Origin of the sequence: Arthrobacter zhaoguopingii (assembly GCF_009828605.1) — a bacterium.
Taxonomy (GTDB): Bacteria; Actinomycetota; Actinomycetes; order Actinomycetales; family Micrococcaceae; genus Arthrobacter_D; species Arthrobacter_D zhaoguopingii.
This window is the reverse complement of sequence record NZ_WIAE01000021.1, coordinates 16,799-34,838: the sequence shown is the minus strand read 5'-3', so window position 1 is coordinate 34,838 and position 18,040 is coordinate 16,799. Positions and strand designations below refer to the sequence as shown.

Below are 18,040 nucleotides of genomic sequence, written 5' to 3'. Positions count from 1 at the left end.
GATGCTGAACTCGCCGACGTCCAAACGCTACTCAACATCCGCCCCCGACAAACCCTCCACTGGCGCAAACCCTATGACAAACTCAACGAACTGATCACCGGTGTTGCGCTAACAACCTGAGACAGCCCGCAGGAAAGGGTGGTGAGCTGCACACTCGGAGGGCGGGCCCGTGCCCCATGCGCCTTAGCTGCGCTCTCCGCCCCGCCGAAACCGCACATCACCACGCTCTGCACGACGCATAAGGTGGTGAGCTGCACACTCGGAGGGCGGGGGCGGCGGCGGGGAACGGAATCAGGGCGGCGGGATGACCAGTGACTCGTCCCACGGCTCGGTCCAGCCCAGAGCATCGAACAGGGAACTGAGAAGCATCCCGGTGAATCCCCACACGGTGGCTTCGGGAAGCACGAAGCCGGGGCTGAGGCCGGTGGAACCGCCGCGCTGGAACACGACCGTCCTGCGGTTGGCCGGATTCAACAGGTCCCGGACGGGCGCGCGGAAGACCTGGGCCGACTCGCCCTCGTCCACGACGCCGACCGGGGTGGGCAGCAGCCACCAGCCGAGCACGGGTGTGACCAGGAAGTTGCTAAAGGGCAGTCCGACCTCGGGCAGTGCGCAGAGCACCTCGACTCCTGAGGGCTCCAGCCCGGTCTCCTCCTGTGCTTCCCGCAGGGCGGCCGCCCGCTCGTCGGCGTCGCCGGGGTCGATGGCACCCCCGGGGAAGGCGACCTGCCCGGGATGGTTGTTGAGGGAATCCGCGCGCTGGACAAGCAGAAGGTCGAGGTCGGCCGGCGCGGTGGCCGGATGGCCGGGCGCCAGATGGTCGTCGGCCGTCCCAAAGAGAATCAGCACCGCCGCCCGCCGTGCCTTCTTCGGGTTGAGAATCCGCAGCCGCCAGGCGGTCGGCAGGTCGAGGGAGTCGGCGTCCTTCATGGACTCGGCGTAGTCGCGCAGGGACTGGTAGGCGCTCACGTTCCGAGGGTGTATCCGGCCGCGCGGAGTTCGGTGCGGGTCTGCCCGCTGCGCATCAGCCCGAGCAGTTCCTCACGCCCCGGTGCCAGTTCGTACTTCAGCAGCTTGGCCGCCTTCACCGGGTCCACCTCCCCCTCGCCGTAGGAGGGGCACAGCGCCGCGACCGGGCAGGCGCCGCAGGCGGGTTTCTTGGCATGACAAATCCGGCGTCCGTGGAAGACGAGGCGGTGCGAAAGGTCCGTCCAGTCCCTCGGCTCGAACAGCGCACCGACCTCTATTTCGACCTTGACCGGATCCTCCGACCCGGTCCAGCCGAAGCGCCGCGCCAGCCTCCCGAAGTGGGTGTCGACGGTGATCCCCGGAATCCCGAAGGCGTTGCCCAGCACCACATTGGCCGTCTTTCGGCCCACCCCGGGGAGCGTGACAAGATCCTCGAGCCGGCCCGGCACCTCACCGTCGTACTCGTCGACAAGGCGGTTTGCCAGGGCCAGCAGGCTGTTCGCCTTGGCCCGGAAGAACCCGGTCGGACGGATCAGCTCCTGCAGCTCCTGGGGATCGGCCTCGGCGAGCGCCCGGGCGTCCGGGTAGCGCTCGAAGAGGACGGGCGTGGTGAGGTTGACCCTCACATCGGTTGTCTGCGCCGAGAGCACCGTGGCCACGAGGAGCTCGAAGGGGTTCCGGAAGTCGAGCTCCGCATGGGCGTACGGGTACACCTCCCCGAGCACACGGTTGATCCGGCGGGCGCGCCGCTTCAGGGCCGTGGCCGACACGGCCTCATTGGTGTGCCCCTTCATGAATCGGCCTCCCGTGCCTGGTGTGCTGTCGGAGGGCAGCGGGGATTACTCCCGCGGTGCCCGTTCGATGTTGGTGAGATTGCGCATGACGCCGATCTGCCCGGTCCTCTTGTCCTGCACGACGAACTCGGTGCCGCGGTCCTCGATGCCCACTTCCCAGTCGCCGGGCTGCACGATGAAAAGCTGGCGGCCGGACTGTTCGTCGACGACGGGCCTTGGCGTGCCGACGGCGAACCAGAACGCCTCGACCACCTGCTCCTCGTCGGCGCTCCGGGTTGCCGAGATGGTCTCCTGCTGCCGGGGGGCTGCCTCGGTCACCGGGTGGACGCGGGTCTGCGCGTCCGACGACGCACCGGAACCTGCCGCAGCGGAATCCGGGGTTCCCGGGTCCCGGGTCTGCGCCTGCCGGGCACCCGCCGCCGGATCTCCGGCGCCATCGGCCGAGCTCCGGCCCGAGTGCTGGCCCGCTGCCCCGGCGGAGGTCGAACCGGCAGCGGCGGCCGTTGCGCCCCCTGCGTCGCCGGCCGCGGCCTGGGGCCCGCCCTGCGCCTGCGGCGCGGGCGTCGAGCCCACCGCGTCGGAGGCTGCTGCCTGCTGAGCCGTACCCGAAACGGGAACCTCAACGGAGTGCTGCTTGACCTTCTCTTCCTTGGCCGGCTTCGGCGCCTTGGGTGCCTTTGGCGCCTTCGGCCGCGTGGGCAGGACGGCGCGGGCCACGGGGTGGGCCGGCGTCTCGGCGCGTTCCTTGAAGTCCTTGGCGAAGAACGGCAGGTGCGGGGCCAGGACCGTTGCCGCCAGCATACCCACGGCGCCGATCAGCGACACCAGCGGGCCGATGTGGAAGGCGGTCATGGTCTGGAGGAAGAAGAACGCCGCGGCCAGGGACGCCGCAACCGAGGCGAACTGGTCGACCGAGAACGAACCGACCCGCAGGCCCGAGGCCCCCTGCCGCCGCCCGATGACCAGGGCCGCGGCGGCCACGGGGAGCAGGATGCCGATGCCCACGAAGAACAGCGGAAGGGTGTTCCAGAAGTTCGCGTAGCGCACCTCTCCGCGGAAGAAGGGAAGCAGCGTCCCCAGGAAGATCACCGCGGCGGAGGCCAGCAGGACCACCTCCCGGAGCGTGAACGACCCGAGCACGGCCTTGCTGGAGCTGTATGGTCCTTCGGAGCCCGGACCGGAACGCACGGCCGTGGTGGCGGCACCGGCAGCCGGGTCCGCCGCGCCGGCGGAGCTTCCAACGGCGGAGCGCGCCCCGGAAGGATCCGCGGCAGCGGAGGTCCCGGTGGACTTCCCGGTGGCCTTCCCGGCGGACTTTCCAACGGACGTCCCGGTGGAAGTCGCGGCGGACTTCCCGGTGGCCTTCCCGGCGGACGCCGCAGTGGACTTCCCGGCGGAAGTCGTGGCGGACTTCCCGGCAGCCGGCTTCACGACGGCGGTGTCAGCAGCGGAGGCACCGCCGCTGGCATCAGCTGAGGATCGGGCGGTCGCGGCGTCCGGCTGCGCGCCCACGCCTGCCGTCCGGTCCTTCGAGTCTTCGGTCATTGTTGCTCTCCCGTTCGTGGCGGCGGCCAGCGGCCGCACGGAAGCACCCGGTGCGGCACCGGCTGCCCATGTCCTTCCTCCACAGTAGCCACCCCCGATCCCCTTTCACTAGCACGCGGGGCACCGGGACCGGGGCGGCGGAACCGCTCAACGCACAAAGTCGGCCTTTCACATCTGGAGTGTGATCGCTGACACAAGTCCGGCGAACTGGCCGATAATGTTCGGGAAGTGCATCTGCGCAGCGGACCGCTGCGCCGGCCTGGATTTCAGCCAGGAATGGATCGAGCCGCAGAGGGGTAAGAAATGTCCGAAAGCGCCCAGAGGCAAGGCGACGCGTTTGAAAACCTGCTCCACGAGGAACGCCGCTTCCCGCCCAGCGAGGAATTTGCCGCGCAGGCTCTCGCCCAGCCCTCCCTCTATGAGGAGGCCCGCAGCAGGGGGACGGAGTTCTGGGCGGACCAGGCCCGGGCCTGCCTCTCCTGGGAGACCGACTTCACCCAGACCCTCGACTGGTCCGAGGCTCCCTTCGCCAAGTGGTTCGTCGGCGGGAAGCTCAACGCGGCCTATAACGCCCTCGACCGGCACGTCGAGGAGGGGCGCGGGGACCGCATGGCCATCCATTTCGAGGGCGAGCCCGGCGACACGCGCAGCTACACCTACGCGGAGCTCACCGAGTCGGTGAAGAAGGCGGCCAACGCCTTCGAATCTCTGGGCCTGCAGAAGGGCGACCGCGTCGCGGTGTACCTGCCGATGATCCCCGAGGCGGTCATCACCATGCTGGCGTGCGCCCGCATCGGGGCGGTCCACTCGGTGGTGTTCGGCGGGTTCTCCGCCGATGCGCTGCGCAGCCGGATCGACGACGCCGAGGCCAAGCTGGTCGTCACCGCCGACGGCACCTACCGGCGCGGCAAGCCCAGCGCCCTCAAGCCCGCCGTCGACGCCGCCCTCGAGAAAGAGGGATCGACCATCACCAACGTGGTGGTGGTGCGGCGCAATAACGAACCGGTCGAATGGACCGAGGGCCGGGATGTCTGGTGGGACGACGTCGTCGACAGCGCCTCCAGCGAGCACACCGCCGTGGCGCACGACTCCGAACACCCGCTGTTCATCCTCTACACCTCCGGAACCACCGGCAAGCCCAAGGGCATCCTCCACACCACCGGCGGGTTCCTCACCCAGACGGCCTTCACCCACAAGTACACGTTCGACCTGCGCCCCGAGACCGATGTCTTCTGGTGCACCGCCGACATCGGCTGGGTGACCGGGCACAGCTATGTCGCCTACGCCCCGCTGATCAATGGCGCCACGCAGCTGATGTACGAGGGGACGCCGGACACCCCGCACCAGGGCCGGTGGTGGGAGCTGATCGAGAAGTACAAGGTCTCGATCCTCTACACCGCCCCCACCGCCATCCGCACCTTCATGAAGTGGGGCCGGGACATCCCGAAGAAGTTCGACCTCTCCTCGATCCGGGTCCTGGGTTCGGTCGGCGAACCCATCAACCCCGAGGCCTGGATGTGGTACCGGGAGATCATCGGCGGCGGAAAGGCGCCGATCGTTGACACCTGGTGGCAGACCGAGACGGGCGCCCACATGATCTCGCCCATGCCCGGGGTGACCCGCACCAAGCCCGGCTCGGCGCAGGTCGCCGTCCCGGGCATCGCCGTCGACGTCGTCGACGAGATGGGCCAGTCGGTGCCCAACGGCTCCGGCGGCTACCTCGTGGTCCGCGAGCCGTGGCCGTCGATGCTGCGCGGCATCTGGGGCGACCCGGAGCGGTTCAAGCAGACCTACTGGTCGCGCTTCGACGATATGTACTTCGCCGGCGATGGAGCCAAGAAGGACGAGGACGGCGACATCTGGCTGCTCGGCCGGGTCGACGACGTCATGAACGTCTCGGGGCACCGGCTGTCGACCACCGAAATCGAATCGGCTCTGGTCAGCCACCCGTCGGTGGCCGAGGCTGCCGTCGTCGGCGCCAAGGACGAGACCACGGGCGAGGCGGTGGTAGCCTTCGTGATCCTGCGCGGCTCGGCCAAGGACGACGACGACATCGTCACCACGCTGCGCAACCACGTGGGCAAGGAGATCGGCCCGATCGCCAAGCCGCGCAACATCCTCGTGGTGCCGGAGCTGCCCAAGACCCGCAGCGGCAAGATCATGCGGCGCCTGCTCAAGGATGTCGCCGAGGGCCGCGAGGTCGGGGACGCGACGACCCTGGCCGACAACACGGTGATGCAGCAGATCGCCGCCTCGCTGCGGAAGTAGGCGGCCCCCGGACCGCCCGCCGGGCCCGTCCTGCCGTTCCGGCGGCGGGCCCGCCGGAGCGGCCGGTGTGAGATTGGACTCAAACGTTGGCACCCGTGCCGGAGCCGGGTGGACAATCGTCAGCGTGTCAAGTTCACTCGCCGCCGCGCCCGCCCCCGTCACCCGTCCCCGGATGGCCCGCCGGGCCGCCGGCGCCTCCTTCGTTGGAACCGCCCTGGAGTCCTATGACTTCTATGTGTTCGGCACCGCGGCCGCGCTGGTCTTCAATGAGGTGTTCTTCACCGAACAGGACCCCCTGGCCGGAACCCTGTCGGCGTTCCTCATCTTCGCCATGGGCTTCGTCGCGCGCCCGCTGGGCGCCATCCTCTTCGGGCACCTCGGCGACCGCATCGGCCGCAAGAAGACCCTGATCTGGACCATCACCCTGATGGGCCTGGCCACCGGCACGGTTGGCCTGCTGCCCGATTACAACACCATCGGGGTGTGGGCTCCGATCATCCTCACGGTGCTCCGCCTGCTCCAGGGGCTCTCCCTGGGCGGTGAGTGGGGCGGGTCCATCCTCATCGCCACCGAGCACGCCGAGCCGCGCCGGCGTGCGCTCTACGCGTCGATTCCCCAGCTCGGTTCACCGGTGGGGACCATGCTCATCTCGCTGATCTTCCTGATCCTGACCGTCACCGTGCCCGACGTGATGACCACCTGGGGCTGGCGGATCCCGTTCCTGCTGGCGTTCCCCTTCCTCGCCGTGGCGATCTACCTGCGCCTTGCCATCGACGAGACCCCGGTCTTCAAGGACGCCGCCACCAGCAACAAGCTCGCCCGCGTCCCGTTCCTCGAGGTCATCCGCTCACAGCCCGCCGCGATCGTGGTGGCCGCGGCCTCCGCGGTCCTCGGCATCGGCTCCTACTTCCTGATGGTGTCCTACACCCAGGCCTACGGCACCGAACGGCTCGGCCTGAGCGAGGCCACGGTCCTCAACGCCGCCCTGATCGGATCCCTGCTCCAACTCGTCACCATCCCCGCCTTCGGCTACCTCGCCATGCGGCTCGGATCGGCCAGGGTCGTCGCCGGCGGCGCCCTGGGCACCGCGCTCATCGCGTTCCCGCTCTACTGGGTCATCAGCGTCTCCACCGCGCCGACCTACATCGCCGCCATCCTCATCGGAGGCATCCTGCCCACCGCCACCTGGGCGGCCCTCGGCGGGCTGATGGCGGACATCTTCAATCCCCGGACCGCCTTCACCGCCCTGTCCTTCGCCTACAGCCTCGCGGCGATCATCGCCGGCTTCGTCCCCTCCATCACCCAGGCCTTCGGGCAGGCCACCGACGGTGCCTGGTGGCACCCTGGCATCGTGCTGGTGGTGCTCAGCCTCGTCACGTTCGTCGGGGCGCTCCTCGCCGTCCGGCTCCGCGCACGCCAGCAGCCCGCCGCCTCCACGGCGTAGGCTGCGGGCTGGGGCATAGTTAAGCCATGACCGCGGCCCCCACCTCAAGCATCCTCCTGCTCAACGGCCCCAACCTGAACCTGTTGGGGACGCGGGAGCCGGGAATCTACGGCACCTCGACCCTCGCCGACGTCGAGGAGACGGCCCGCACCGCCGCGGCCGCGCGGGGATGCACGCTGCGGGCCGTCCAGTCCAACCACGAAGGCGCACTGATCGACGCCATCCACGGCGCGGCGGGCACCGCCGGCGGGATTGTCATCAACGCCGGCGCCTACACCCACACCTCGATCGCCATCGCCGACGCGCTGGCCGCCGTCGGTCTGCCCGTGGTGGAGGTCCACCTGAGCAACGTCCACCGGCGCGAGGCCTTCCGGCACACCTCCTACATCTCCGCCGTCGCCGACGCCGTGATCGTGGGGGCGGGAGTTGAGGGATACCGGTTCGCCGTGGAGCACCTCGCGGCGCGGCTGGGCGCGCCGGACGGGGCGAGTCCAAAAAGTTAGCATCGGCCCGGAACGTCGCCTTACGCGAAAAGCGCGCCGGTAGGGCACCATAGTTTCATGACGGATATCACTCCCGCCGGTACGACGGCCAGCGACGCGCCCCTGCTAGAAGTCCGGGACCTCGCGATCAGCTTCCGCACCACCCACGGGGAGGTGCGCGCCGTCGAAAACGCGAGCTTCACCCTTCGACGCGGAGCCACCCTGGCGATCGTCGGCGAATCGGGTTCCGGCAAGTCCACAACGGCCATGGCCTGCATCGGCCTGCTGCCGGGCAACGGCAAGGTCACCGCCGGCAGCATCCTCTTCGAAGGCCAGGAGCTCGTCGGCCTGGCCGAGTCGAAGATGCGCTCCATCCGCGGCCGGGCGATCGGCCTGGTGCCGCAGGACCCGATGTCGAACCTCAACCCCGTCACCAAGATCGGCACCCAGGTCGCCGAGACGTTGCTGGTCCACGGCATGGCCACCAAGGCCAACGTCAAGCAGAAGGTGATCGAGGTCCTCTCCGCCGCCGGCCTGCCCGACGCCGGCGAGCGCGCCAAGCAGTACCCGCACGAATTCTCCGGCGGCATGCGCCAGCGCGCACTGATCGCGATCGGGCTCGCCTGCCAGCCGCGGCTGCTGATCGCCGACGAGCCGACGAGCGCCCTCGATGTCACCGTCCAGCGCACCATCCTCGACCAGATCGACACCATGACGGACCAGCTCGGCACGTCGGTGCTGCTGATCACCCACGACCTGGGGCTGGCCGCCGAGCGCGCCTCGGACCTCGTGGTGATGCACCGCGGCCGGGTCGTCGAGACCGGCCCCGCCCAGCAGCTGCTCAACGACCCCCAGCACCCCTACACGCAGTCGCTGGTGCGCGCCGCCCCGTCCGTCGCCGCCGTCCGCCTGCGTCCGGGTGCCTACAACGACGACCCCGCCAAGCGGGCGAAGCTCGCCGAGGCCGTCTTCGCCGAGCACGAGAGCGGCAAGACGGTGGCCCCGGCGAACATTGTGGAGATCCGGGACCTCACCAAGGTCTACAAGCGCCGCGGCAGCTCCGAGGACTTCTACGCGGCCAAGAACGTCACCCTTGACGTGCCGCGGGGCCAGACGGTCGCCATCGTGGGCGAGTCCGGCTCCGGCAAGACCACGACGGCCCGCATGCTCCTGAAGCTCATCGAGCCCACCTCAGGCACCATGACCTTCGACGGCATGGACGTCGCCACCCTCGACAAGGCCCAGCTCAACGACTTCCGCCAGCGGGTCCAGCCGATCTTCCAGGACCCCTACTCCTCGCTGAACCCGATGTTCACCATCGAACGCATCGTCGAGGAGCCACTCAACGCCTACAAGCGCGGCTCCAAGAAGGAGCGGGCGGCCCGGGTGCGGGAACTGATGGACCAGGTGGCCCTGCCCCAGAACGCCCTGCGCCGCTACCCCTCGGAACTGTCCGGCGGGCAGCGCCAGCGTGTAGCTATCGCCCGCGCGCTGGCACTGAAGCCCGAACTGCTGGTCTGCGACGAGCCCGTGTCGGCACTGGACGTGCTCGTCCAGGCGCAGATCCTCAAGCTGCTCGGCGACCTGCAGGCCGAACTGGGCCTGAGCTACCTGTTCATCTCCCACGACCTCGCCGTGGTGCGCCTGATCTCCGACTATGTGTGCGTCATGAAGGACGGCGAACTCGTCGAGGCAGCGACCTCGGAAGAGGTCTTCCAGAACGCCCGCCACCCCTACACGCGCCGGCTGCTCGCCTCCATTCCGGGCAACGAACTGCGGATCGAGGGCGGCATCGCCTCCTGAGGCCCCGGACGGCGGCGTCCCGGTGCAGCATGCACGCCGGGATGTCCACCTCCAAAGGTCTGCCCGCGGGTAGGAAGTTGAAGCGGTCCGGCGGCGCCGGCGTCGGTATTCTGGGGACATGAGCGCCGTAACCGGATTCACTGCCACCCTGGACGGCCGCTTCGCGCGGGAACTGGCGGAGCTGGCCATCCCCTGGCAGGCCGAGGAAACACCGGAGCCGCGGCTGCTGGTGCTCAATGAGCCGCTCGCTGCCACGCTCGGCCTCGACCCCGAAGCACTGCGGACACCCGAGGGGGTCTCGTTCCTGACCGGCACCGCACTGCCCGCCGGAGCCACCCCCGTGGCCCAGGCCTATGCCGGCCACCAGTTCGGCGGCTACAGCCCCCGCCTCGGGGACGGGCGGGCACTGCTGCTGGGCGAGATCACCGGCACCGACGGCCGCCTGCGCGATCTCCACCTCAAGGGTTCGGGGCGCACGCCGTTCGCGCGCGGCGGGGACGGACTGGCGGCCGTGGGCCCCATGCTGCGCGAGTACATCGTCAGCGAAGCCATGTACGCCCTGGGCATCCCGACGACCCGTTCGCTGGCCGTGGTGGCCACCGGCCGGCCGGTGCGCCGGGAAACGGTGCTGCCTGGAGCGGTGCTCGCCCGGGTGGCGGACAGCCACCTGAGGGTGGGCAGCTTCCAGTACGCCGCGGCCGGCGACGATCTGGCCCTGCTGCGCCGCCTCGCGGACCACGCCATCGCCCGGCACCATCCGCAGGCCGCCTCGGCCGAGGCGCCCTACCTCGCCCTGTTTGAGGCGGTGGTCTCCGCCCAGGCCTCCCTGGTGGCCCGGTGGATGCTCGCAGGCTTCATCCACGGGGTGATGAACACCGACAATATGACCATCTCGGGCGAGACCATCGACTACGGGCCCTGCGCCTTCCTTGACGCCTTCGACCCGGCCACGGTGTACAGCTCGATCGACTCCGGCGGGCGCTATGCCTACGGCAACCAGCCGCTGGTCGCCGAGTGGAACCTCGCCCGGCTGGCGGAGGCCCTGCTGCCCCTGATCCACGAGGACCAGGAGCGGGCCGTCGAGGCCGCGGTCGCCTCCCTCGAGGCGTTCCGCGCCCGGTACAGCGCCGCGTGGCTGGCCGGAATGAAGGCCAAGCTCGGCCTGGCCGGCTCCGTGCCCGACGGCGAGGCCGTCCGGCTGGTGGACGACCTCCTGGCCCTGCTGCAGACCGGCAGGGCTGACTACACCTCGTTCTTCCGGGACCTCGGCTCCGCCGCCCGGGGGGACGCCGGGCCGGCCCGGAGCCGGACCGCGGATCCTGCGGGGTTCGACGCCTGGGCGCAGCGGTGGCTCGCCCTCGGCCCGGACGCGGCGGCGATGGACCGGGCCAACCCGGCCTACATTCCCCGCAACCACCTCGTCGAGGAGGCCCTGGCTGCGGCCACGAACGACGACCTGGGCCCGCTGGCGGGCCTCCTCGAAGCCGTGACGGCGCCCTACGACGAGCGGCCCGGCCTTGAACGCTATGCGGTCGGCGCCCCGGAGGACTTCGGCCCGTACCGGACCTTCTGCGGCACTTAACGCCGACGCCCCGCCGCTTGGAGAGCGACGGGGCGGATTCGACGAGGTGGATTCGACGAGGTGGATTCGACGAGGTGGATTCGACGAGGCGGCGGGAGCGGGCTCCCGTCGGGTTACTTCTGCCGCGTCTTCGGATCCAGGGCCTCCCGGAGGGACTCCCCCAGGAGGGTGAAGCCGAGGGCGGTGATGGCGATGCACGCGCCGGGCAGGAACGCCAGCTGCGGCGCGACGCTCAGCTCGGCCTGGGCGTAGGTGAGCATCCGGCCCCACTCGGCGGCCTGCGGCAGTCCGCCGCCGAGGCCGAGGAAGGACAGCGCGGCGGCGTCGATCACCGCGGTGGCCAGGGTGAGCGTTGCCTGCACGATCACCGGGCCCATGCTGTTGGGCAGCAGGTGGCTCATGGTGATCGTGCTGCGGCTCAGCCCGAGGGTCTGCGCGGCCAGGATGTAGTCGGATCCGCGCTGGGAGAGCATCGAGGAACGGAGCAGCCGCGCAAAGATCGGGATCTGCGAGACGCCGATGGCGATCATGATCGCGTACGGGCTCTGGCCCAGGATGGCGGCGATGCTCACCGCGAGCAGCAGGTTCGGCACCGACAGCAGGATGTCGACGAACCGCATGATGACGTTGTCCACCCAGCCGCCGAAGCCGCCGGCGAGGACACCGAGGAGCATTCCGCCGGCGAGGCCCAGGGCGGTGGACACCACGCCGATCAGCAGGGACGCCTGGGCGCCCCAGATCAGCTTGCTCAGCAGGTCGCCGCCGAAGCGGTCGAGCCCGAGCGGGTAGCCGCCGATCTCCCCGGGCCCGGGGATGGTGGTGGGGGTGATTTCGGTGCGGCCGGGCAGCTCGTTGCCGCCATAGGGGGCCAGGACCGGCGCGAGGAGCGCCACGAGCAGGAACAGTCCGATGATGACGGCGCCGGCGATGGCCTGCGGGTTGCGCCGCAGGCGGAGGAACGCGTCCTTCCAGAGGCCGGTTCCACCCCCGGTCTCGATCGCCGGGTCTGTCGGGGCTGCTGATCCGCCGACGGCGGGGGGCAAGATTGCACTCACTGCACACGCACTCTCGGGTCGATGATGCTGTAGGAAATATCAACCAGGAGGTTGATGATCGCGTAGAGGATGGCGATGAAGATGATGAACCCCTGGAGGACCGGGTAGTCAAGGCCGAAGATGGCATCGCGCAGGAACCGCCCGATGCCGTTGAACGCGAAGACCGTCTCGGTGAGCACGGCACCCGAGATGAGCAGGCCGAGCTGCAGGCCGATCGTCGTCACCACCGGAAGCATGGCGTTGCGGAGGATGAACCGGCCGCGGATGGTGCGCTCCATCAGGCCCTTGGCCCGGGCGGTGCGCACGTAGTCGGCGTTCTGCACCTCAAGCACCGAGGCCCGCGTGATGCGCACGATGATGGCCAGCGGGATGGTGCCCAGGGCCAGCCCCGGCAGGATCAGATGCAGGAAGGCATCCCACGCGGCGTCCCACTCCCCCGTGAGCAGCCCGTCCAGGACGTAGAAGTCGGTGACGTGGGTCGCGTTGATGCGCGGGTTCTGCCGGCCGTCGGGCGGCAGGAGGGACCACTGGATCGCGAAAAGGTATTTGAAGATGAACGCGAGGAAGAACACCGGGACGGTGATGCCAATCAGGCTCAGCACCACTGAGCTGTGGTCCACGAAACGGCCGTAGTGGCGGGCCGCCGCGTATCCCAGCGGCACGCCGACGCCGATGGCGAAGATCAGGGCCACGATCGTGAGTTCGATGGTCGCCGGGAAGCGGGTTGCGAATTCTTCGAGGACGGGACGCCCGGTGTTGATGGAGATCCCGAAGTCGCCCTGCAGCAGCTTGCCCATGTAGGTGAAGTACTGGGTCAGGAGGGGCCGGTCGAACCCGTAGAGCTCGTTCACCCGGGCGACGGCCTCGGGGGTCGCCTTCTCACCGAGCAGCGCGGTCGCCGGACCTCCCGGGAGGCTGCGCACCCAGAGGAAGAGCAGAACGGACAGCCCAAACAACGTGGGGATGAGCAGGGCAATTCGCTTGCCTATGACGCGTAACACAGTGTCCTCTCGGGGGGAAACCAGGATGTGCTCTCCAACACAGTGGAGCCGGACCTATCGTACGGGTCCGGCTCCACTGGACGTGCTGGTATTACTTGCTGAGCTCGATCTCGCTGAAGACCTCATCGTTGACCGGGCTGGCCGGGTAGGAGGTCACTCGTTCGTTGAACGCCAGCGAAGGTGCCGGGTGGGCCAGCGGGATGGCCGGGATGAACTCGGCGATCTGCTCGTTGATCTCCTCGTACGCCTTCGTCTGCTCCTCGCGGTCGGTCATGCCCCGCGCCTCATTGAGTGCGGCGAACAGCTCGGGGTTGTCGAAACCGAATTCCGGCTTCTGCTGGCCGAAGAAGACGCCGATGAAGTTGTCGGTGTCGTTGTAGTCGCCGGTCCAGCCGAGCAGGTGCAGGCCGTGGTCCTCGGTGCCCTGAACCTGGTCGAGGTAGTCAGGGGACCAGGCGGCAGGCGCCGGGGTGACGGTGATTCCGACGTCGGCCAGCTGCGCCTGGAGGTTCGTGAAGACCTGCTCCGGGGTGGGCATGTACGGACGGGAGACGTTCGTCGGGTAGTTGAACTGGACCTCGAAGCCGTCGGGGTACCCGGCCTCGGCGAGGAGTTCCTTAGCCTTCTCCGGATCGAAGTCGTACGTGGTGACGTCCTCGTTGTAGCCGTCGACGACGTCGGGGATGAACTGGGTCGCGACCTCGGTGCCCTCAGGAAGGGTCTGGGCGACCAGAGCCTCCTTGTCGATGGCGTGCGCGATGGCTTCACGGACCAGCGGGTCCGCGAGCTGCTCCACCTTGTGGTTGAAGCCCAGGTACAGGATGGTGAACGGGTCGCGGGCCACCACGTTGTATCCGCCGTCCTTCAGGGACTGGACGTCGGCCGGGGCGACCAGGTCGTACCCGTCGATGGTTCCGGCCTCGAGGGCCTGGCGGCGGGCCTGCGGGTCGTCGATGATGCGGAAGATCGTCTCGGTGATCTGGCCCTTCTCGCCCCAGTAATCCTCGAAGATCGACAGCTCAAGCTGCTGTCCGACGTCCCAGGACTCGAACTTGAAGGGACCGGTGCCCACCGGGTTGCCGAGGGCGTACTCGCTGAGCTTCGGTGATTCCTCGGAACCACCGATCTCGTCGGCCTTGAACTCCTCAAGCGCGGTGGGGCTCTGCATGGCGAACGCCGGCAGGGAGAGCGCCGGCACGAACCCGGCGAACGGCTTGGCCAGGTTGACGGTGACCTCGTTGTCGCCGTTGGCCTCGCAGGATTCGTAGACGGCTTCGTCAGGCTGGTCCTTGAACCCGCGGAAGAGCGAGTTGTAGTAGTAGGAGACGGTCTCGGCCTGCTGGAGGCCGGTCCAGTTGTACCAGCGGTCGAAGTTGAAGCAGACGGCCTCGGCGTTGAAGTCGGTCCCGTCGTGGAACTTCACTCCCTCCTTCAGCTGGAAGGTCGTCGCCAGTCCGTCCTCGGAGGTCTCCCACGACTCGGCGAGCAGCGGCGCGGGATCCGCGGTGCCCTTCTCCACACCGACGAGGCCCTCGAAGATCTGGCGGCTGACGCGGAAGGACTCGCCGTCGCTGGCGAAGGCCGGGTCGAGGGACTTCGGGTCGGAGGACGCAGCGAAGACGAAGGTCGAATTGACGGCCTCGCCCGAACCTTCGGCGCCGGCCCCCTCTTCGCGCTGGCTCTGGACGCAGCCGGTCATGAGCAGCGCGCCGATGGATATTCCCGCAGTCAACGCAACACGTTTCCTGGTGGGATGGAACCTGCGCACAGAAGTGTCGCGTGTAGACATTTTGAGCTCCTGTTGAACGAGTGATTCTGGCCGGACAACCCTGTATCCGCCGGACCGGAACGCGCCTGTGCGCACTGGCCGTGTGACGAGCCTAACTTCTAAAACGGCCGGTTTTCGTATTTCCCGCATCCATCCGGTCACGATTTGGTCTCGCGGAGGCAAAGTCCGCCACCCGACGGACCCGGTCGGCGGTACCCTGCCGCGACTCCCCCGGGGCGACTCCCCCGGGGCGGTTGCGTACCTCGGGCCCGGTGATCCCCGTCCTTACGATGATGCCGCACATTTCGCCAGCAGCCCCAGCTGCTCCGCCAGCCGCCCGACGGTGTAGTCGTAGAGGGCATCCGGATCGACGAAGGTGTCCTTGCCGTACTGCCCGAAAACCTCGAAGGAGACCGCGCCGAAGAGGGCCGACCATGCCTGGACGGTTGCAGCGAGGACTCCGTCCGGTATCGAGAGGGATAGCTGGTCGCGGATGGCCTGAAAATCCGCTGCAAGTTCGTTGGGCGCGACACCGGCCCCGCCCGTGATTCCTCCCGCGTCCCAGGCGTCGTCCACGATCCGTGCGAGCAGCGTAACGACGCGTGTCCCCTGCGCGGTGGTGCGTTCCGCCGGAGCCGCATAACCCGGAACTGGACTGCCAAAGAGCAGCGCGTATCGGGACGGCTCGCGCAAAGCCCACGACCGGACGGCCCGCGCGAGGGCGGCAAAGCGGTCTGAAGCCGACGGCCCGGCCCGCTCGACTGCGGCATCCACCTCATCGCCGAGTTCGGTATAGGCATCGACCAGGAGAAGCGTGAGCAGCTCGTCACGGTTCGCCACGTACCGGTACACGGCGGAGGAAACGACGCCGAGCTCCCGGGCGACTGCGCGGAGTGAGAGCGCAGCGGCGCCCACCTCCCCCAGCTGCCGGCGCCCGATGCGGGTGATGTCCTCCAGGGTCTGCTGCCGTGCGCGCTCCCGCGGTGTTCCTGCCATGAGCCCACTCTCGCATCGAAAGGAGAGCGCCGTCAACAATTGCGAGCACTGCTCTTGACTTCGCTCCCAACAGTCTGCATGCTGGTTTTGAGAGCACTGCTCTCATCGCACCGTTCTTCACGAAAGGCACGACCATGACCCTGTACGTCGTCACCGGAGCAGGACCTGTTGGCTGGACCATCGCCGAGCAGCTGGCCGGGCGCGGAGATTCCGTGCGGATCCTCACGCGGTCGGGCTCCGGACCGGTGCACCCCCTGATCGAGAAACTCCGGATCGATGCCTCGGACGCCGTCGCGCTCGGGCCGGCTTTCGCGGGAGCCGCGGCGGTCTTCCACTGCATCCACGCCAGCGCCTACACGGCGCAGGCCTGGCAGCGGGAACTTCCGGCCACCGAGGCCGTGGTGCTCGACGCCGCCGGCCCGCAGGGTGCCCTTGCGGTCTTCCCGGAAAGCCTTTACTCCTACAGCATCCCCGGCGAGGTGATGACGGAGGACTCCGAGCGGGCCGCCGGCACCGGCAAGCGCGGAGTCCGCACGGCTCTCCTGGCCGCCCGCGCCGCGTCCACCACGGACACCGTCTCTATCGTCGCCTCCGACTTCTATGGTCCCAGGGTGCGCACGGCACACGCCGGTGAGCGGATGGTGCCCTCGGTGCTCGGCGGGAAACCGATCCAGCTGATCGGCAGCCCCGACGCCCCGCACTCCTTCACCTACATCCCAGACCTTGCTGCCGCCATGATCGCTGCCGCCGACCTGCCGCGGACCCAAGACCGCGTGCTGCACGCGCCAACGCTCCCGGCACTCACCCAGCGCGCCCTCGTCGAGGCGTTCGCGGCGGAGGCCGGCGTCTCCGCGCCCCGGCTCACGGGAACCCCGGGCTGGCTCGTCCGCAGGCTCGGCGTCTTCATGCCATCCATGCGTGAGCTGGCCGAGCTGTCCTATCAGTTCGACCGGCCGTTCGTCATGGACTCCTCGGCCTCGGAGCAGGTTCTCGGCATCGCACCGACGCCCTTGCAGGGAGCCGTCGCCGAGACCGTGCGCTGGTGGCGTGGGGAACTGTCCGCCGCATAAAGGGTGCTGGTCATCCCGTCAGCGCGGGGTGCACTGCCCGGAGGGGACAGCGGCGGCATAGCCCGTCGCGCGCTCGGCGATCGGCCGCAGCTCGGCCAGCGACAGCGCATACCCGACGGGCGCCTCGGCCGTGGACTTGGCAAAGACCACCCCGGCAACCCGGCCCTGCAGGTCGAGCAGCGGCCCGCCGGAATTACCCTGCTGCACGTTAGCGGCCAGGCTGTACACCTGGAGCAGCTGCGGACTGGCGCCGTAGATGTTCTGGACCATCACCGGGGACAGGTTCTGCACGCTGGCGGGCTGGATCCGATAGGGCCCGCCGGCCGGGTAGCCGGCGAAGGCCGCCGTCGTCCCGCGGGGCAGTTCCTCTCCCAGCGGCAGCGCATTCCGGTTCAGGCCGTCGACGGCGAGGACGGCGATGTCGCGGGCCGGATCAAAGTGGACGACCCGCCCTGGCAGCGCCCCTCCGCCCAGGACCTCGACGACGGGTTCACCCACCCCCGCCACGACGTGCGCGTTGGTGATGACGCGGCCGGGTGCCACCACGAACCCGGTGCCGGTCTGGTTCTGCCCGCACTGAAAGGCCGTGCCGGCGATCCGCACCACCGACGCCGCGGCTGCGGCGAGTTCGGGGGTGTCGACGGATTCGTCGGGGACCTCCGCGGCCAACGGCGGCGCGACGGTGTCCAGGATGGTGGGGATGCCGTCGTCCACGGCGATGGTGCGCAGCTGCGCCAGCCAGGTGCGCACCGGTGCCGGGGTTGCGCTGTCGATGCCGCGGATGACCTGCGAGGCGGCCAGGTGCTGGGACAGGAAGGGAACGCCGAGGGTGCCCACGCTGAAGGCGAGCATCGACATCACCAGCGCCGCCACCACGGTGTTGACCGCACCGCCGAGCAGCCGGTCGACCGTCCGCAGGGGCCGGGCCTTCAGCCAGCGCCGGATCGAGGACCCCAGGCCGGCGCCGAGGGCCTGGCCCACGACGACGAGGACGAGGGCTGTGGCGATGACGGCGGGAAGGCGCCAGCCGTTGTCGGGGACCGCCGCGCTGACCAGCGGGATGGCGAAGAAGGCGGCCACGGCCCCGGCGATGAACCCGACGATGCCGCCAAGGGTCACGAAGAGCCCGTTGCGGAGCCCCACGGCGAGGTACCCGAGCAGCACAAGGCCCAGTACGACGTCGAGAATCGTGAAGTCGGGCATGTCCGTTCTCCCAGTGTGCTTCGTCCGGAAGCCGCGCACCTCCATCACTGAGTCCCGATT

At 69.1% G+C, this 18,040-nt stretch carries 14 protein-coding genes; 6 read left to right on the top strand and 8 right to left on the bottom strand.

The features are described 5' to 3' along the window. Positions 1–291: 291 nt before the first annotated feature. The 3 genes from GVV77_RS17155 to GVV77_RS17145 are packed head-to-tail and all read right to left on the bottom strand — an operon-like array spanning position 292 to position 3,308. Positions 292–969 carry an NUDIX hydrolase gene (locus GVV77_RS17155; RefSeq protein ID WP_246199886.1) on the bottom strand — a complete coding sequence of 226 codons (678 nt, stop codon included), beginning with the start codon at positions 967–969 and terminating at the stop codon, positions 292–294. Next, on the bottom strand, positions 966–1,763 hold the full coding sequence (nth, locus tag GVV77_RS17150) for an endonuclease III (RefSeq protein WP_159620450.1): 798 nt from the start codon (positions 1,761–1,763) through the stop codon (positions 966–968). Before nth ends, GVV77_RS17155 begins: the two co-directional genes overlap by 4 nt. Before the next feature lie 45 nt (positions 1,764–1,808). Next, entirely contained in the window at positions 1,809–3,308 is a 1,500-nt protein-coding gene (locus tag GVV77_RS17145) for a hypothetical protein (protein WP_159620448.1), read from the bottom strand. 303 nt (positions 3,309–3,611) lie between these two features. On the opposite strand from GVV77_RS17145, the gene acs reads away from it, so the two are divergent. The 5 genes from acs (at position 3,612) to GVV77_RS17120 (ending at position 10,887) form a co-directional block, all read left to right on the top strand. Continuing rightward, positions 3,612–5,576, top strand: a complete 1,965-nt coding sequence (acs, locus tag GVV77_RS17140; protein WP_159620445.1) for an acetate--CoA ligase — start codon at positions 3,612–3,614, stop codon at positions 5,574–5,576. A 124-nt stretch (positions 5,577–5,700) separates the two neighbouring features. Then, a complete protein-coding gene (locus GVV77_RS17135) occupies positions 5,701–7,020 on the top strand; it encodes an MFS transporter (protein ID WP_246199885.1) in 1,320 nt (439 codons plus the stop codon). Between the two features lie 26 nt (positions 7,021–7,046). Continuing rightward, positions 7,047–7,523 carry a type II 3-dehydroquinate dehydratase gene (gene aroQ / locus GVV77_RS17130; RefSeq protein WP_159620443.1) on the top strand — a complete coding sequence of 159 codons (477 nt, stop codon included), beginning with the start codon at positions 7,047–7,049 and terminating at the stop codon, positions 7,521–7,523. 57 nt (positions 7,524–7,580) lie between these two features. Beyond that, a complete protein-coding gene (locus GVV77_RS17125; protein WP_159620441.1) occupies positions 7,581–9,305 on the top strand; it encodes a dipeptide ABC transporter ATP-binding protein in 1,725 nt (574 codons plus the stop codon). 118 nt (positions 9,306–9,423) lie between these two features. Next, the gene (locus tag GVV77_RS17120) at positions 9,424–10,887 is read left to right on the top strand and encodes a protein adenylyltransferase SelO (RefSeq protein ID WP_159620439.1); all 1,464 of its coding nucleotides are present in this window, start codon (positions 9,424–9,426) and stop codon (positions 10,885–10,887) included. Between the two features lie 113 nt (positions 10,888–11,000). Here GVV77_RS17120 and GVV77_RS17115 read toward each other — a convergent pair whose 3' ends face one another. The 4 genes from GVV77_RS17115 to GVV77_RS17100 all read right to left on the bottom strand — a co-directional run bounded on the left by GVV77_RS17115 (position 11,001) and on the right by GVV77_RS17100 (position 15,707). Continuing rightward, positions 11,001–11,930 carry an ABC transporter permease gene (locus GVV77_RS17115; protein WP_425483375.1) on the bottom strand — a complete coding sequence of 310 codons (930 nt, stop codon included), beginning with the start codon at positions 11,928–11,930 and terminating at the stop codon, positions 11,001–11,003. Between the two features lie 8 nt (positions 11,931–11,938). Then, positions 11,939–12,943, bottom strand: coding sequence for an ABC transporter permease (locus GVV77_RS17110; RefSeq protein WP_159620435.1), 1,005 nt, complete (start codon positions 12,941–12,943; stop codon positions 11,939–11,941). 91 nt (positions 12,944–13,034) lie between these two features. Continuing rightward, positions 13,035–14,732 carry an ABC transporter substrate-binding protein gene (locus GVV77_RS17105; protein WP_159620433.1) on the bottom strand — a complete coding sequence of 566 codons (1,698 nt, stop codon included), beginning with the start codon at positions 14,730–14,732 and terminating at the stop codon, positions 13,035–13,037. A gap of 264 nt (positions 14,733–14,996) precedes the next feature. Continuing rightward, positions 14,997–15,707: a TetR/AcrR family transcriptional regulator gene (locus tag GVV77_RS17100; protein WP_159620431.1), complete on the bottom strand. Its 711-nt coding sequence runs from the start codon at positions 15,705–15,707 to the stop codon at positions 14,997–14,999. A gap of 134 nt (positions 15,708–15,841) precedes the next feature. Here GVV77_RS17100 and GVV77_RS17095 point away from each other — a divergent pair, with 134 nt between their 5' ends. Next, entirely contained in the window at positions 15,842–16,777 is a 936-nt protein-coding gene (locus GVV77_RS17095) for an NAD-dependent epimerase/dehydratase family protein (protein WP_159620429.1), read from the top strand. An 18-nt stretch (positions 16,778–16,795) separates the two neighbouring features. Here GVV77_RS17095 and GVV77_RS17090 read toward each other — a convergent pair whose 3' ends face one another. Further along, positions 16,796–17,980 carry a MarP family serine protease gene (locus GVV77_RS17090; RefSeq protein WP_159620427.1) on the bottom strand — a complete coding sequence of 395 codons (1,185 nt, stop codon included), beginning with the start codon at positions 17,978–17,980 and terminating at the stop codon, positions 16,796–16,798. Between the last annotated feature and the right edge of the window lie 60 nt (positions 17,981–18,040).

Bases quoted from the DNA above. Each gene is read 5' to 3' on its own strand.
- GVV77_RS17105 (WP_159620433.1), bottom strand. From the start codon at position 14,732: ATGTCTACACGCGACACTTCTGTGCGCAGGTTCCATCCCACCAGGAAA.
- GVV77_RS17125 (WP_159620441.1), top strand. From the start codon at position 7,581: ATGACGGATATCACTCCCGCCGGTACGACGGCCAGCGACGCGCCCCTG.
- GVV77_RS17145 (WP_159620448.1), bottom strand. From the start codon at position 3,308: ATGACCGAAGACTCGAAGGACCGGACGGCAGGCGTGGGCGCGCAGCCG.
- GVV77_RS17120 (WP_159620439.1), top strand. From the start codon at position 9,424: ATGAGCGCCGTAACCGGATTCACTGCCACCCTGGACGGCCGCTTCGCG.
- aroQ (WP_159620443.1), top strand. From the start codon at position 7,047: ATGACCGCGGCCCCCACCTCAAGCATCCTCCTGCTCAACGGCCCCAAC.
- GVV77_RS17090 (WP_159620427.1), bottom strand. From the start codon at position 17,980: ATGCCCGACTTCACGATTCTCGACGTCGTACTGGGCCTTGTGCTGCTC.
- GVV77_RS17100 (WP_159620431.1), bottom strand. From the start codon at position 15,707: ATGGCAGGAACACCGCGGGAGCGCGCACGGCAGCAGACCCTGGAGGAC.
- acs (WP_159620445.1), top strand. From the start codon at position 3,612: ATGTCCGAAAGCGCCCAGAGGCAAGGCGACGCGTTTGAAAACCTGCTC.
- GVV77_RS17095 (WP_159620429.1), top strand. From the start codon at position 15,842: ATGACCCTGTACGTCGTCACCGGAGCAGGACCTGTTGGCTGGACCATC.
- nth (WP_159620450.1), bottom strand. From the start codon at position 1,763: ATGAAGGGGCACACCAATGAGGCCGTGTCGGCCACGGCCCTGAAGCGG.